At 55.6% G+C, this 15,136-nt stretch carries 10 protein-coding genes; 2 read left to right on the top strand and 8 right to left on the bottom strand.

What is annotated here, in order from left to right:
• Positions 1–139 precede the first annotated feature (139 nt).
• Positions 140–2,290, top strand: a complete 2,151-nt coding sequence (locus ACW4YW_RS06560; protein ID WP_457136842.1) for a TonB-dependent receptor — start codon at positions 140–142, stop codon at positions 2,288–2,290.
• Here ACW4YW_RS06560 and ACW4YW_RS06555 read toward each other — a convergent pair whose 3' ends face one another.
• From ACW4YW_RS06555 to ACW4YW_RS06545, 3 genes are all read right to left on the bottom strand, one after another.
• Positions 2,291–3,229 carry a hypothetical protein gene (locus tag ACW4YW_RS06555; RefSeq protein WP_457136841.1) on the bottom strand — a complete coding sequence of 313 codons (939 nt, stop codon included), beginning with the start codon at positions 3,227–3,229 and terminating at the stop codon, positions 2,291–2,293.
• Positions 3,230–3,398: 169 nt separating this feature from the next.
• Complete coding sequence (locus ACW4YW_RS06550; protein WP_011480867.1) at positions 3,399–3,605, bottom strand: CsbD family protein; 207 nt, start codon at positions 3,603–3,605, stop codon at positions 3,399–3,401.
• Positions 3,606–3,750: 145 nt separating this feature from the next.
• A complete protein-coding gene (locus ACW4YW_RS06545) occupies positions 3,751–7,284 on the bottom strand; it encodes a glycosyltransferase (protein WP_457136840.1) in 3,534 nt (1,177 codons plus the stop codon).
• A 181-nt stretch (positions 7,285–7,465) separates the two neighbouring features.
• On the opposite strand from ACW4YW_RS06545, the gene ACW4YW_RS06540 reads away from it, so the two are divergent.
• Entirely contained in the window at positions 7,466–8,167 is a 702-nt protein-coding gene (locus ACW4YW_RS06540) for an FkbM family methyltransferase (RefSeq protein WP_457136839.1), read from the top strand.
• Positions 8,168–8,351: 184 nt separating this feature from the next.
• On the opposite strand, the gene ACW4YW_RS06535 is transcribed toward ACW4YW_RS06540, so the two are convergent.
• Genes ACW4YW_RS06535 through ACW4YW_RS06515 form a run of 5 tightly spaced genes read right to left on the bottom strand, consistent with a single transcriptional unit; the run spans position 8,352 to position 15,105 of the window.
• Positions 8,352–9,476 (bottom strand): FkbM family methyltransferase, encoded by a 1,125-nt coding sequence (locus ACW4YW_RS06535; RefSeq protein ID WP_457136838.1) that lies wholly within the window; start codon positions 9,474–9,476, stop codon positions 8,352–8,354.
• Between the two features lie 41 nt (positions 9,477–9,517).
• The gene (locus ACW4YW_RS06530; RefSeq protein ID WP_457136837.1) at positions 9,518–11,101 is read right to left on the bottom strand and encodes a glycosyltransferase family 9 protein; all 1,584 of its coding nucleotides are present in this window, start codon (positions 11,099–11,101) and stop codon (positions 9,518–9,520) included.
• Between the two features lie 2 nt (positions 11,102–11,103).
• Positions 11,104–13,344, bottom strand: coding sequence for a hypothetical protein (locus tag ACW4YW_RS06525; RefSeq protein WP_457136836.1), 2,241 nt, complete (start codon positions 13,342–13,344; stop codon positions 11,104–11,106).
• Positions 13,341–13,979, bottom strand: a complete 639-nt coding sequence (locus tag ACW4YW_RS06520) for a DapH/DapD/GlmU-related protein (protein WP_457136835.1) — start codon at positions 13,977–13,979, stop codon at positions 13,341–13,343. Before ACW4YW_RS06520 ends, ACW4YW_RS06525 begins: the two co-directional genes overlap by 4 nt.
• Positions 13,969–15,105, bottom strand: coding sequence for an aromatic ring-hydroxylating oxygenase subunit alpha (locus ACW4YW_RS06515; RefSeq protein WP_457136834.1), 1,137 nt, complete (start codon positions 15,103–15,105; stop codon positions 13,969–13,971). The genes ACW4YW_RS06520 and ACW4YW_RS06515 overlap by 11 nt, the downstream gene beginning before the upstream one ends.
• Between the last annotated feature and the right edge of the window lie 31 nt (positions 15,106–15,136).

Genomic DNA, 15,136 nt, shown 5'->3' with positions numbered 1-15,136 from the left:
GCGAGCAATTATACCTGTTTATCCCATGCAGAACATGCTCATGGTGCGACATTATGCCGCATCGTTGAGATGCCCCATTCCAACTACAATCCAGCGTTTTGCAATACATCAATATGCAGTTTTGGAGCCGGGAGCGGAAATGAAGGTCGAGGTAAGAACGCGCGCGGGAGCGCATCAGGCAATGCCGCTGAAATGGACGGCGCTGGTGCTGGCATCCGTATTCAGCAGTGTTGCGCATGCGGAGCATGAGCATCTGGAGCACCTGCCGGAAATCGAGGTGACGGCGCATGCGCATGACGGCAATAGCGACTTGCACAAACGCATGGTCAACAGCGCCGACGCAGCCAGCCTGCTGCAGGATTACACGGGCGTGTACTCCTACCAGGCAGGGGGAATCTCCGCCCTGCCCAATATCCGCGGGATGAACGACAACCGCATCCGTATCCTGGTCGACGGTGCGGAATTGACGGCCGCCTGCGCCAACAACATGAATGCGCCGCTGACCTATATTTCGCCAGCCGCAGTGGCCAATGTCAGCGTGCTGGCCGGCATTACGCCCGTGAGCATGGGCGGCGACAGCATTGCCGGCACGATCACTGTGGACTCCGCCAAGCCTATCTACGCTGCCAATGCCGATGCATGGTTATACAAGGGCAGTTTCTCCACGGTGTACCGCAGCAATCTCAACGGGTTGAGCACGGCGCTGAATGCGACGGCAGCCAGCGACAACCTCAGCCTGAACTTCACCAGCACCATGGACCGCGGCCAGAGCTACCGCGACGGCAACGGCGACAAGGTGCGCGCGACCCAGTTCGAGCGCCATATCCAGACGCTGACGATCGGCGCCAAGGGCGAGAATGAGGATTTCGTGCTGCGCCTCAGCCACCAGGAAGTGCCGCACCAGGGCTTCCCCAATCAATACATGGACCTGGTCGACAACAAGGCGGATTCCATCAATGCGAGCTACAGCCGCCGTTTTGCCTGGGGCGATCTGGATACCCGCGTCTATTGGCAGGAAGTACGCCATGAAATGGGTTTCTTCACCTCCGAGAAGACCGGCGCCATGCCGATGAAGACGCATGGCAAGGATATGGGCTATAGCGTGAAAGCGACAATTCCGATTGGTGATATCCATATCCTGCGCCTAGGGAACGACCTGCATCGCAATACGCTGGATGATTTTTGGCCTGCGATATCCGGCGATACCATGATGATGGGGCCTAACACTTATGTGAATATCAATGACGGCCGGCGTGCCCGCGCCGGCATATTTGCGGAGGTGGAATCCCAATGGGACAGCCGTTGGAGTTCCCTGCTGGGCGCCCGTATTGACCATGTGCGCACCAGCACCGGCGAGGTGCAGGCCTATGGCGGCATGATGGGCATGGCGGATATTGCCGCTGCGAGCGCGTTCAACGCGGGCAGCCGTTCTGCCAGCGACAATCACTTCGACCTGACTGCGACAGGGAAATACGAGATTAACGAAAATTCCAGCATCGAATTTGGATATGCCCGCAAGACACGTTCGCCCAATCTCTACGAACGCTATTCCTGGGGAGCCGGCACCATGGCGCGCACCATGATTGGTTGGTTTGGCGAGGCCAACGGCTATGTCGGCAATCCCGATTTGCGCCCGGAGAAAGCGAACACGGTAAGCGCCACCCTGGATTGGCATGACGCCGGGAAGGAGTCTTGGCAAGTGCGGCTGACGCCTTATTTCACCTATGTACAGGATTACATCGGTGTCGAGCGTATCGGGACGTTCAATCCTCTGGGTCGCGCCGGCACCACCAATGCTTTGCTGCGTTTTGACAACCAGGATGCACGCTTCTATGGCATCAATGGCGATGCCGCCAAGCAACTATGGCAGGACAGTGCCTGGGGCGAAGGCCGGCTGCGCGGCAGCTTGGCCTGGACGCGCGGGGAGCGCACCAACGGGGATTCGCTCTACCAGATCATGCCGCTCAATGCGCGTATCAGCCTGGAGCAGAAGAAGGGCGCCTGGTCCAATGGCATCGATGTGCAGTTCATCGACAGCAAGACGCGCGTCGACCATGCGCGTTTCGAGCCTGAAACGGGCGGCTATACCCTGGTGGATCTGCGCAGTAGCTACCAATGGCAGAAGGCCCGTCTCGATTTCAGCGTGACCAACCTGTTTGACCGCTACTATCTGTTGCCCAACGGTGGCGTGAACTATGCAAATTGGAAAGCGGAGAATGCGGCAGGCCCGATGAGCGCGCTGGCTGGCATGGGCCGCTCGGTCAATGTCGGTTTGACGCTGGATTTCTGATCAGGCGCGCAGCTTGACCGGACGTTCCGCTCCGAACATCCGGACATAGCGTTCACGCATGGTGGCGCTGCCCTTCATGCCGCCCTGGTGCAGGTACAGCCAGGGCTGCTTGAAGCGCTCGCGGTGTTGCAGGATGCAGGCCCAGGCCGGCAAGTCGTACAGCAGGTCGAAACTGATGCCGGTTTCTGCCGCCAGTTCGGCCTGCAATTCCCACAGCTCGCGGTACAGCGAGCCAAAGCGGTAATGCGGCTCCTGCGCCAGGATGACGGGGTGGCGTTGCTGTTGCAGGGTTGAGAACACCTGCTGCAGATAAGGCGTATCGCCATATACCGGCGTCGTCACGACCTCCATGCCTGGCAGCGAGGCGGCCAGGTGGCAGGCGCTGCTCCCGGTGCCTGATGGCAGGAATACCTGCTGGAATCCCAGCGTGCCGGCTACCTCGCTGATTTCAGCGCCCAGATATCCGAAACCGTGTGCTACATGTGCATGGTTGGCTCCCTCGGCGAATATCCATTCATTCTCGCTGGGCACGAACGCCTGCTGCGTCATGCGGCGGTATAGCTTGCTGTCGATATGCAAGTGCATGCCGCGATCCAATGCCAAGGCCAGGTTGCCCTTGGGCTGTGTTTTCAGCTCGTCGGCGAGGTATGGCAGCACATAATGAAATTCCGTGCCCATGAGTTGTGCGAATGCACTCAAGGCCAGCATGGCGTTGGACTGGGCTGAGCCATAGCTCCAGATGCGCTTGGCGGGCGGCAGTGAGGCGAGGTTTTCCAGGTAGTAGGCGAGTTTGTAGAGTTTATTGCCCTCGATCGCCTCGAAGTATGGTGCCGGGACGGCCTGGCAGAACGCAGGCGCTGGCGCGGTCTTGAGAATGCGGTTGCCTGACAGAGTGGCAGGCGACAACAGTGCGGACTCGATGCGCAGGATGAAATCCATTCCGGCAAAACTGCATTGTAGGTAGCTGAAGCTGGGCAGGGCCATGGGCAAGACTCGGTAAATTCTTATGATGATACTTAAGCAAAACCCAGACCATCAACAAGAAAAAACCGGCCAACAGGCCGGTGGAGGGAGTATTACTAGAGGAGAATCAAATCACACTATTTGACTAGTGTTTGGTACAGCTCTTGTTGAAGGAGTCGATCTGCTTCTCGGCCTCTTCCTTGGAGATGCCATAAAGCTCCTGCAACTTGCCGGATAACATTTCGCGGTTGCCCTTGATTTGCTCGAATTGGTCGTCGGTAAGCTTGCCCCATTGCTGGCGCACCTTGCCTTTGAGTTGCTTCCAGTTACCTTCTACTTGATCCCAGTTCATGGTGTACTCCTTGTTGAGTTGTTCAGGTAGAAAATCGCATGGCGATTCATCTGGTACCCATGGTAGAGCATGCGTGGTGTAGGGAGAGTCGGGATGAGGATGAATTGCATGTCAGCATGCACTGACATGCAATGAAGCCCCGATGCTAATTGCCGTCTGGTAACCAGGCGCGGCGCCATTCGTGCAGGTGTTCCCCCTTCAGCATCCAGTTGCCCAGCACCTCCTGGCGCAACGCGTCTCCTGCCTTGGCCGCTGCATCCAGGTCTGCAACATGCATGCGGATGGCATCCACCCAGTCGCGGAAGCGGTTCTTCACGCGGGTGACGGGCAGGTCGTCTTCCTGGTAGCAGCGGATATCGCTGCAAATGACCGGGAAGCCGCATGCGCCATATTCCAGCAGGCGCAGGTTGCTTTTGCATTCATTGAACAGGTTCTGCTCCACCGGTGCCAGGGCAAGGTCGAGGTTCAGGCCGGCCAGGGCTGAGGGGTATTTGTCGATAGCCACCCCGCCATGGAATTCATGCACGCAGGGGCGCAACGCTTCGGGACACATGCCGAAGAACACCCACTCCACCTCGTCCGCCAGTTCCTTGACCACATCGGCGATCAATTCCAGATCCCCGGTATGGCTGTTGCCCCCAGCCCATCCCACGCGAGGCTTCGCTGCAATGCGGCGTTGGCTTTGCAGACCCTGCCACCAGCCGACGGGCAAGCGGTTCTTGACGACGCGGATATCGGCGTGCAGGTTGGAGAATGCTTCGGCCAGCGCCGGGGTGGAGACGACAAAGCGGTCGACGAAACCCAGCCCCTGCCGCAGGGCTTTGACGGCATCCTTGGTGATGTGCTTGCGGTGGATGCTTCTCATCGGCAGGTTGGGCAGGTAGTCGTCCAGCTCGTAGACCTTGAACGCCTGGGAAAATGCCTTGATCCTGCGTATCGCTTCCACGCGGTCTTGCGTAGTCTGGCGCTGCAGCACGACGGCATCGGGCTGGTAGCGCTCGAGTTCGACCGGCGATAGCAGGTTGCCAGATATCGTGCCGTCGACGAGTGCCGCTTCGCGCATGGCAATGAGCGGCTGGATGACGCGGTAATGGCCGCAGCCATAGGGGTCGGCATGGTGGGCGAGGATGGTCGGGAGCGGCTTCCATGATTGCAACGGGCGCCAGGACAACGGCGGCTCGGCAAGCTTGAAGCCTGGCTCGGCTTGGACCGAGAAGCCGGGGTTGTAGGCCGGGTCGCGCGCCAGTACGGGCAGCCAGCGGGCGTACATGGCATCCTCTTCCCGCGTGCTGGCGGCAGCGGCGGCCGGCATGTCCATCAATAGCGTCACCCGCGGCGTCCAGACATTGAGGAAGCCGGCCTGCTGCAGTTTGAGGCACAAGTCGACATCGAACCAGCGCGAAAGCAAACGGTCCTCATCAAAGCCGCCCGCCTGCAGGAATAGCTCGCGGCGCAGCAACAGGCATTCGCTGCTCAATGCGGAATATTGCTGCTCAACCTGCAAGCGTTGCATGTAGCCGCCCTCGTCGTGGGACAGGCCTTCAAACGCGCGGCCCGCCGGGCCGTTGAGGCCGAGCAGCAAGCCGGCATGGCGTATCTTGCCGTCGGCGGAAAGCAGTTTGCCACCGACGGCCCCTACCTCGGGGCGCAGGCCGTGGTTGAGGAGTTGTTGCAGCCAGTCCTGGTTGAGGATGCCGGCGCCGTCTCCCAGCCAGAGCAGGAAGTCGCCGTGCGCATGCTGGGCTGCCTGGTTGCACAAGGCCTCGCGCGTGATCGCGGCATCGAAGCGCAGGACGCGCAATTGCGGCAAACCCATGGACTCGATGCCAGCCAGCCAGGTGCAAATATCCGCAGCCTGATTGCCGTGGTCCAGCAACAGCACCTCGTAATTGGAGTAGCTGGTGTTCTCGAGCAGGGTTTCCAGGCAGCGCTGCACTTGCGGCAGCCGGTCCTTGACGATGACCAGGATACTGACGCCGGGTTGCTGCGCATGGCCGTAATCGATCGCATAGCACCTCGGCAAGTGGTTGTGGACGACAGGCTGCTCATAGCCGCGTGCAGCCAGGTGCTGCGCGATGACGGCCTGTTCTTCCGGATATGCCTGCAGGTTCAGCTGCTGGCCGATCAGCAGCGGCTCGCTGATATGGGCGATGCTGCCGAAGCCTGATTGCTCGATCAGGCGCAATTGATATTCCAGCTCAAAAGCACGCCCCGATGTGGCGGAGAAGCCGCCTTGCTCAATCAGGCTTGTTCTGCGGAACAGCCAATGCGGAGACATGCTGGCGGGGAAGCTGAGCAGCAAGTCCAGATTGAGGTCCGGACGCAGGTTGAGGCCCAGCTCGTTGTCTTCCAGGCGGATGATGTCGTCGGCATAGGCGGCGTGGCAGGATGCCGGCAAGGCCGGCAAGTCCAGCGCGGCGATCAACAGGCCGCTGGGCATGAAGTCTGACCCGGCCTCGGCCAGCAATATCCATTCCGCCTGTGTTTCGGCAATGGCGCCGTTGACGGCGCTGGCGCTGTTGTCGCTTGGGTCAAGCGTCAGCACCTTGGCCTTGTCCGCAAGATTTGGCAAGGCCAGGGGCGAGAGTACCCATATTTCCACGTTGCGGTAAAGATTGCCTTCTTGCAGGCTGGCCAGCGTATGCTCGATAGCCTCGGCCGAGCCGGAGTGATCGAGCAGCATGACGGCAATGCGCGGGCCGCCCTGTTGCGCCGCCAGGTGCTGGTCGATGAGCGCCTGCTGTACCGTCGTCGGGCGGCGTATGCCCATCCAGTTTGCCAACGACACACTGCCCAGCCCCGCTGCGCGGTGCAATGCGGCCAGCAGGTTGACCGGCTTGAACACCCGCGCCTTCAATTGCGTAATGGGCGCGACGCCGACCAGCTTGTTGTCGCCCGACATGCGATACCAGCCCAGGTCGCGGATGGCCTTGCGGAAGTCCGCATGGCCCTTGTCGCCAATGCCGACCTGGTCGCGGCCTACCTGGCTGAACTGCGCGCTGGAGACGCGGAACTTGGTCAACGGCTTGGCAAGAAACGCCAGGTTGCCCCGCTGCAACAGCTTGGCATACAGCGCCAGGTCGCCAACCCAGTGGATCTCCTTGCCATTGAGCGACATCAGCTCATCGGCAATCGCCAGCAGGTCGTCACGCCGCGCCAGGATGCAGCTCGGTTCGCCGATGAAGTTGATCGTGTGGTCGCCCAGGAACGAGACCAGTTCCTTGCCGTCGATCAGCACATCGCCGGAAAAAGGGAAGCAGGTCGGCAGTATGTCCGGCAGCGGTTCGCCGTCGTCGTCTACCCGCTGGCGCCGCGAGGAAGCCAGGGCGACGTTAGCTTCGTGCTCGATTGCTGCAACCAACTGCGCCACGCATTCTGGTTCCAGCACATCGTCGTCATGCAGGAGCTTGATATATTTTCCCTGGGCAAGCTTGATGCCTTTTGCCGTGCTGCCCAGCTCCTCAAGCCTGTATGCGTTCTTGGAGTAGCGGATGGGCAATGTCGAGCCAGCCTGCTTCTGTTTTGCCAATTCGGCGATCTGCTCATTTGCGCTGTCATCACAGACGACCAGTTCCAGCGCAGGATAGGTCTGACCAATCGCGCTATCCAGCGCCTGTTCAATAAACTGGAACTTGTAGGCCGGCATGACGATGCTGACCAGCGGGAATTCACCTGCCATTCCTTACCACCTTTTGCGCAATTGAGAAGATTAAGCCCGGGTTTGCAGTATACGTCGGGCGTGGTCTTGCCTATTGCCAGAACAATAACAATAAAACCCGGTTAATATCCGGATGGCGGTCTTGATAATCACGGTTTGATATCACAACAGCTCGATAGAGCGTCATTATGGAGTCATGAGAATGAGGCACCCCAGCAAGATTCACTCGTTGGAGAAGATAAAGAAGATCGGCATGCCGATAGGCACCGTCCTGGATGTGGGGGTGCTGACAAGAACGCCTGAGCTGATCGAGGCATTTCCAGACTTGCACCATCTGCTATTCGAGCCCTACTCGGGCTGGAATGACAGGATAGCCCACCATTACCGCGACCTATCGCATGAGATATTGAATATTGCCGTGTCGGACCAGGACGGCACGGCCACGTTGGAATTACGATCGGTCAATCCGGATTACGAAGTGACCCATACCGGGATCGTGCAGGAGCCGGGTAGCGGCCGCGAGAGCATCACCGTGCCGATGTCCAGGCTTGATACGGTGCTGGCTGATCGCCAGGCCCTTCCTGGACCGTACCTGCTCAAGATTGATGTTGATGGGCACGAAATGGCAATCTTGCAAGGCGCAGAACAAACCCTGAAGCAATGTAGCGTCGTGGTGATAGAGGCAGCCATAGGGTCCCTGATGGAGCGGGCCAAGGTGCTTGAGTCGGCAGGGTTTACTCTGTTTGATATCGTTGACATTTGCTATTACGACGATTATCTCTGGCAGGTGGATTTGGTGTTTCTCAATACTCAAATGATGTTGGAGAATCAATGTGGCCTACAGCATATCCAACAATACGATTTTGTCAAAAAATTCCAGGGTTATTTTCCTTTCAATGATTAATTGATTGTATGGTTGGTGCCTTTACCTGCCCCAATCTCCTAACTAACCCCAAGAGTGCATGAAAATGAAAAATTGCTTTGCATTCTTAAATGACTCTCATGGAGCGTATTGGCTTCGCATTTAGAAACAGGGTGACACAGGGCTTGCAGCCGTCTAATCGCAGCAGTGGAGGCGGTAGGAGTAATTAATCTGGAGTCAGGCAAACACCCCAGTCATAGTGCTCTACACTTGTTTCTGCGCACATACCTGCAAACCAGGCTCGGGCTTGCTGGCTGACGGAGAGATCAATGGCAATGGCATCAGGATATTGTTTGGCTTGCTCCAGAAACTGGCTGCTTGACCAGCAGGGTGTCCCATGGATTACAGGAGTGGTCGGTTCGTCATGAATGGCTGCAATGACTTGGCCATATCGCTGCGCAATACCGGCGCCGAAAGCAAGGCCTAGGCGCGACAGCGGAGCCATGAGGAAAACAGGTCGGTTTCCTGCATGGTTGGGCCGATGGAGTTTTCTTCCATCTAAGCTGGTAAAGGTTTGTAATACCGGGTCCGTTGCGTGAATGGCCAAAAGATTATAATCAGCCTTGAAGAGCTTGTACTGTAAGCTCTCCAGCACGTAGGACAGTGCTGTGAGGTCGCTTTTGATCCACTCGATCAATATGATGGGTTTGCATGTCTCCAGGGTTTTTCTTCCGCCACGCAAGGCTTCTATCTCCATTCCTTCAATATCGATCTTGATAAAATCCAGACGGCTGAGGTTGAGGCTGTCGATGGAAATCATTTTGGTTGGAATGAGTGCGGATTCATTGTATTGAATGGGTTGGCCAATAAACTCAGTATCATGATTTTGCCGTATCTCAAGACTGCCATAACTGGCTGGGTGATTGTAGTCAGGTTGTGGAACTCCGATCATGCCTTCATTTTTACCAATTGCGCTCCATATAGCGCGTGCATTAAGGCAATTATTGATAGCGAGATTGCCGGCCAATGCATAAAAAATCCGCTCCTGCGCTTCGAATGCGGTTACCGAACCCCAATTGTGCATGAGCCTAGACCATTCAACGACATGTACTCCTATATTCGCTCCGCAATCTAGAGCGACTACACCATCTCCGAAATGATCTCGTCTAGATCGCAAGAGATCAAGCGCGAGCGCCACCTCCGAATGATCGAAGGATGAATGGTTCAGTAATTGCCATCCCACACCATAGTGGATGCCATCTGGCGTGCTGTTGTAGTCGTTCCGGTTCAGAATCATTGTGCCATGATGAGTGGATGCGAGAACAAATGCAGCGGGTTTGGGAGGTAGCATGATCAAGCTTCTTAGAATAGATGGATATGGATTTTATTCGTTTAGTTGCTGGTAGCTGTGATATTCACTATTTCCAGTGCTGAAATATCGGTTTCGTTATCCAGTGCTTTGAATACAAGGTTGAAAACATCGTCTACTGTGATATCCCTGATGCATGGTACTGCCTCGTGTATTTTTCGGGGAAAGGAGCAGAGCCATTCGCAGCCATAACATTCCATCTTCTTCGTGGCAGCGAATGGCTTTATCCCGTTAATCTCGGCAGGGTATGGCAGAAACATACCATAGTGCCCTCCTCCGAGAATGCAGACGGATGCTGTATCCACGGCAGGCGCAATGTGTATTGCAGAGGTATCGTTACTGACTAACATCTTGGCTCCGCGAATCAGTTCAACGAACTCGATGAAGCTAGTCTTCCCCGCAAAATTTAGAACATTGGCTGATATATTTTCTTGAATGAAATCACACAATGGTTTTTCGTCTTTTGTTCCACATAGCACGATAGTCCAGCCGAAATGAAGCTGCAGTTTTTCCCCTAGTGCTACAAAATTCTCTATAGGCCAACGACGCCCGCTCCAAGATGCTCCAGGGAAAAGAATGCAGTAATCGAGGTTGGGAATGATTGCCGGAATAGTTGTTTTAGGTAGTTTGTGGATGGCAGGCGGTAATTCTTTTTTTATCAGTAGAGAAGCAAACTCTGCATTTCGCAGGATTTCTGAAACATGCGGGGTGGGTAATAAAGATGTAAACAGCGTTGTATACCAGGCATCAGCGGCTATTTTTTCTGTTTGCGTGAGGCGTGGGTGAGGGTGGCAATTCCAGCCGATACGATGAGGAGCGTTGCTTGCATTCACCAAGCCTTCGGTTTCAAGGTAGCTTCGATAGAATGTTGGATTAATGACAATGTCATACTGGTGTATCCATATTTTCAACATGATGCTCCATCGGTAGAGCAAGGTTTGGCTCAACAAGGATGGATTGATGGCTATTACCGCGTCCCAATACGGTAAGGTTTCGGCATATTCTGCCCAATGAGCATTTGCAAACAACGTGATCTTGAATTCTGGATAATGATTACGGATATGGCGGGCGCTCTCTAACCATAATATGAAATCTCCGGCACCATCCAATCGAATCAACGCTATTTTATGATCGGGAAACTTCCATCTGCCTAGATGGGCGATCAACCAATCTCCGGCCTGACGATAAAACGATTTTCTATCCTTTTTAACACGAAGTTTCTTTTGATTATAGAGCCCAGTAAAAATACCTTCTGCCTGCCGAAATGAGATGCAGCCGATGTGATTTTCCTGACAGAAATGATCGAAAAAGTATTTGGGTTTTGGGTTCTCGCATGTATTGATGGCAATCAGGCCCACATGCTTCTTTGTCAGCACTGCAAGCTCTTGCGTCGTGATCAAGGGGACATTGCAGTAATGCTTTTCTTCCTTCGCGCGAAAATCATCCACAACAGCAATAATCTCGCATCCTCTCTCTTCTGGAGGCAAGTTGAGCAATGCAAACCCCATGCCGTTCGTGCCCAATATCACGACTTTTGCATGTTTTCCTTCACGGCGCAGGATTTTTCTGACTGGGCTTGGTATACCGATTGAAAGAAAATTCATCATGATCAGTGTGCTGGTGACGATGGCTGGTATATCAATTTAGCAAGCATCCGGCACAGGTTTTCAATGGTTCGTCGTTCGTCACTGCTGGCCAGGTCTTGATGAATCATGGCTTGGCGTTGATAGCCAAACAATGGATAGCCAAGGGCTTCGAATCGTACATCCTTAATGAGCAGGTCGACAATATGACCGCCTTCGGGGCCGAATCCGGAGAGCTCCCAGATGATGAAAAGATCATGCTTAATCGCTTCCGGGATACGCGCTAGCTGTTCAGAAGCCGTTGCAAGGTCGCCGTTTGTAATACGGATTCTGATAGTGGAGAAAGGCGTAGGCGTGTTTTTGGTGGTCCAAGGGCTGGCGCCAAGGTTGAAGAATATCGTTGGCATCAACTTGGTGCTACCGGGTCCGCCGAGCCAGGTAACTTTCTTGTTTAATGATTGCAGGTTATTCAGACTGTGTGAGTATGCAGGATGCTGTGCATATTGACGCAGTAAGCTTGCTGCCACTGCTTCAATATTGTTCTTGAAGTGTTGCTGACCGTTTTGATCGGAATAATCACGTAGCTTTTCGTCCTTGTGCAGTGTGCGAATCGACAGACACGGATTATTGACGGCATAACCCTCTATACGCAGGAGGGCGACAATCGCGGTGTCGCAGCCTAGCGTGCCAATCAATACGGATGATAGTGATGCCGGGGTTGAGATCGGGGTGTTGAATACATAGCAATCGTAAGAAAGATAGTTTTTTTCGAAGTGGCAGCGTCCATCGGGCGACCAAGGGGCCCAGGGTGGATGCGGTTGCAGGCTTTGCAGATATTCTCCGGTCGATGTCTGATTCCAGCGTGTTAGCGCATAAATGGGAGCATGATTGGTAGTGAGGCCATCCCTCAGGTCGTGCACTGCTTGTGCCGGTAATAACATATCGGCGTTGACGATGGCTGCTGAAACATTTCCCAGTGAATTGGCGTAGTCGAACAGGCTGTTGTAATACGGGCGCGAAGTGATGGGTGCGAGTACTAGTTTGCCTTGTGCCAAGTATGATCTTAACGCATGTGCTTGATCATCTTGCAGCAGGTCTTCCAACGCAGTGACAGGCCCCTCCAATAATACGTGGACATGATCTATCGAGGGTTCGCTGCAGTTTGCCAATAGCGTTTCCGCGCAATTCTTGACATCATCCGCATCCCCGGTAACGCGGAACGTGGTGATGAGTGCGAAAGGACGCGGTTGCGGTTTATGCGCGATGACTTTGGCGCGGACAGCGTTATGCCTCGTGTTTGTTTTATGGTCTTGTGGATAATGTACGGCAAGGCATTCGCATATCGCCAGCATGATGGAGGGGGATTTTTCCTGCAGGCCTAATGATATGGCATCGCGCAAGATGGTGTGAATGCTGTCTTCTGGCAATGCATTAACCTGGGTTGTCAGGTTGATATGGTAGTGGCGCGCTGCCTGTAGTTGGATTTCTGCCTTCACGGATTTCACCAGCCAGGTATTGAGGAAGGCGACAAATCCCGTATCTTCCATCATGGACTGGCATATATTTTCATTACCACTGATCAGGCACCAGATGAACAGTGAGAACTCGCGCAAGCGCCTTGCGACGGCAAAAGGTGGTTGTCTGAAGCCTGGTGTCGAGATGATGGGGTGTGTAGGTGCATAGATCCAGCCTAGCACGTTCTTCAACGCGGCTTCATGGCGCTCTAGTTCTGCAGCCAGGGTAGGTGCTCGGCAAACCCTGTGCTGTGCGCCGCCTTGCTCGACGTATTCTGAAGTGACGCCGGTGCTCAATACCTGGGCGAAAAGTAGCCAGCCTCGGTACCAGCCAAGCGCTGCATCCGGGGACAAGGCAAGTCCGCGGAACAGTGCGGCCTTGCCCATTACGCCGCTGAGGTGCACCGGGTTCACGGCGGCATCGAACTCAATGGCCTTGGGGCGCACGATGGCTGCACCCAGGTCGTTGCCGTCCATGTCAATCAGCCTGACCGGGCTATGCACCAGCGAGGTTTCTGGATGTGTTTGCAGGTATTCGAGCCTGGCCCGCAAGGTGCCTGGCTCGAATGCGCCATCAGCCTCGAGAAAGGCGAGGTATTGGCCGGTGGCCTGCTGGATATCATCGCCAATGATCAGTTCAAGGTCGTCTATGCCTTGTGCCCGCACAGAGTCGATCGCCTGCGACAGAAAGCTTGCGTTCTGGGAGTCGAGGATGATGACGGAAACGAGAGGCTGGCTGGCTGGGCTGGTCATGTCTGTGATGGAGAATGGTTGTAGACATATATCGGCTCATCGTAGCGAAGATCGTATACGGTCTTATCCGCGATGTCGGTATTGTAGACTTGCGGCCAGCCCAGTTCTGCCGATTTGCCTATCGTGATATTGCTGTGCACGATGGCGCCGGTGCGGACGATGGCATGTGCGCCTACCTTGACTCTGCTGCCGATCTGTACTCCTGGTTCTATCCACACCGACGAGCGGAGGTGACTGTTGGCACCGAGCTGCGCGCCGGCATGGATCACGCTGTTGTACTCCACCTTGCAGCCGTGGCCGATCACGGCGCGGGCACCGACGAACACGTTCCTGCCGATGACAACATCCCCTGCCACATCGGCGCTGGCGCTGATGAAAGAGGCCATGGCAAAGCCGCGCTCAAGCGCTGCGCGGAACAATTCCATGCGCTTGAAGTTGCCGAAGCGGTCGTCGACGGCAATGAAGACATCTCCGGTTTCAGGGCGCAATGGTTCGAAGATAGAGAGGTCGAACTCATAGTCGTCGCCTTGCGCAACCTCGATCTTCTGTACATGCTCGTCCGGGCTGGCCTGCTTCCAGGCATGGAATGCCAGGTCCAGGTAGTCCCCATCGCCAATCACCCATCTAGATTTCATGACTGGTCTCCATCAGGGTGGTGTACCAGCGCTCCACCAGGCGGTTCTGGGTCTCATAAGCGCCCTGGCTGGGCATGGGCGCGTCGGGGTGCAATGCGGACTGCACGGCTTCCAGGATCGCGATATCCTCCCCGACCACCTTCTTGCTGTAGTGCATGTGGGAGAGCAGCACTTGGTGCGAGGTGGCATAGAGCTGTTTCTTTTTGGCCGTGAAGTAATAGATCTCGACATCGGTCTTGCCAGGCGAGACCGGGACATGGTTCTCGATGGAGAACGAATACCCGCCCGTGCCGCTGGCAATATGCAGGTTGGGGTACGCCAGCCAATTGTAATAGCCATCGGCTCCCCGCCACGGCTCTACCATATCCATCCACGCGTAATGGCGCGCCTGCGCATATTCGGCATCTTCTGCCCCGGCATGGCTGAAACGGCGCATTTCCGTACGCAAGCCTGCCGGCGACAAGTCCGTGAGCGGGCCTGCCGCCTCGTCGATGAAGATGTCGCTTTCATGTTTCTGAAATTTCAAGGCCTGGCCCAGGCTCTTGGGGTGGATATAGCGGACGTGGTTGAGGTCGCGCAGGTTCTCGTACACCAGTTTCCAGTTGAAGCTGGCATGCCAGGTCGTGAACATGACCTCAGTGTCGTACTGCTTGGAACTGTTTTCCAGCAATTCGATGAACTTGGCCGAGAACTGGGCCTCCAGCGGCATGGGGTCACTGCTGAGGTTGATGAACAGCAGTGAGCCGACCTGTTGCAGGGCAAACTCGCGCAGTTTGAGCGATTGCCTTTCTTCATCGCTGAAGCGGTAGAGCGCGTCACAGTCCGGAATCTGCCTGACAGCCCCGTTGCTGTCGTAGCTCCAGGCATGATAGGGGCAGACCAGTGCGCGGCGCCCGCAGAACCCTTGCTGCAGCGGTGCGCTTCGGTGCAGGCAGACATTCTCGAATGCCTTGATCTCTCCCTTGAAATTCTGGATCACGACGGGAACGCCAGCAATCTTGCGGGTCAGATAACTGTTGTTTTCGGACACCATAGCCGCCAGGCCGGCAAACAGCCAGACCTTGCGGAAAACCTTGGTCTGTTCGCGGTCGAAGATTTCCTGCGACAGGTAGTATTTGGGATGCATGCGCGATTGCATTGATCTTCTGTCCGGCCTG

It is taken from the genome of Methylobacillus pratensis, assembly GCF_054072455.1.
The sequence above is the reverse complement of the archived record's forward strand: the minus strand, read 5'-3'. Positions and strand labels throughout refer to the sequence as shown.

Excerpts from the sequence above, each read along its gene's own strand:
- ACW4YW_RS06545 (WP_457136840.1), bottom strand. The coding sequence starts at position 7,284 with ATGGCAGGTGAATTCCCGCTGGTCAGCATCGTCATGCCGGCCTACAAG.
- ACW4YW_RS06535 (WP_457136838.1), bottom strand. The coding sequence starts at position 9,476 with ATGCTACCTCCCAAACCCGCTGCATTTGTTCTCGCATCCACTCATCAT.
- ACW4YW_RS06555 (WP_457136841.1), bottom strand. The coding sequence starts at position 3,229 with ATGGATTTCATCCTGCGCATCGAGTCCGCACTGTTGTCGCCTGCCACT.
- ACW4YW_RS06525 (WP_457136836.1), bottom strand. The coding sequence starts at position 13,344 with ATGACCAGCCCAGCCAGCCAGCCTCTCGTTTCCGTCATCATCCTCGAC.
- ACW4YW_RS06560 (WP_457136842.1), top strand. The coding sequence starts at position 140 with ATGAAGGTCGAGGTAAGAACGCGCGCGGGAGCGCATCAGGCAATGCCG.
- ACW4YW_RS06520 (WP_457136835.1), bottom strand. The coding sequence starts at position 13,979 with ATGAAATCTAGATGGGTGATTGGCGATGGGGACTACCTGGACCTGGCA.
- ACW4YW_RS06515 (WP_457136834.1), bottom strand. The coding sequence starts at position 15,105 with ATGCATCCCAAATACTACCTGTCGCAGGAAATCTTCGACCGCGAACAG.
- ACW4YW_RS06550 (WP_011480867.1), bottom strand. The coding sequence starts at position 3,605 with ATGAACTGGGATCAAGTAGAAGGTAACTGGAAGCAACTCAAAGGCAAG.
- ACW4YW_RS06540 (WP_457136839.1), top strand. The coding sequence starts at position 7,466 with ATGAGGCACCCCAGCAAGATTCACTCGTTGGAGAAGATAAAGAAGATC.
- ACW4YW_RS06530 (WP_457136837.1), bottom strand. The coding sequence starts at position 11,101 with ATGATGAATTTTCTTTCAATCGGTATACCAAGCCCAGTCAGAAAAATC.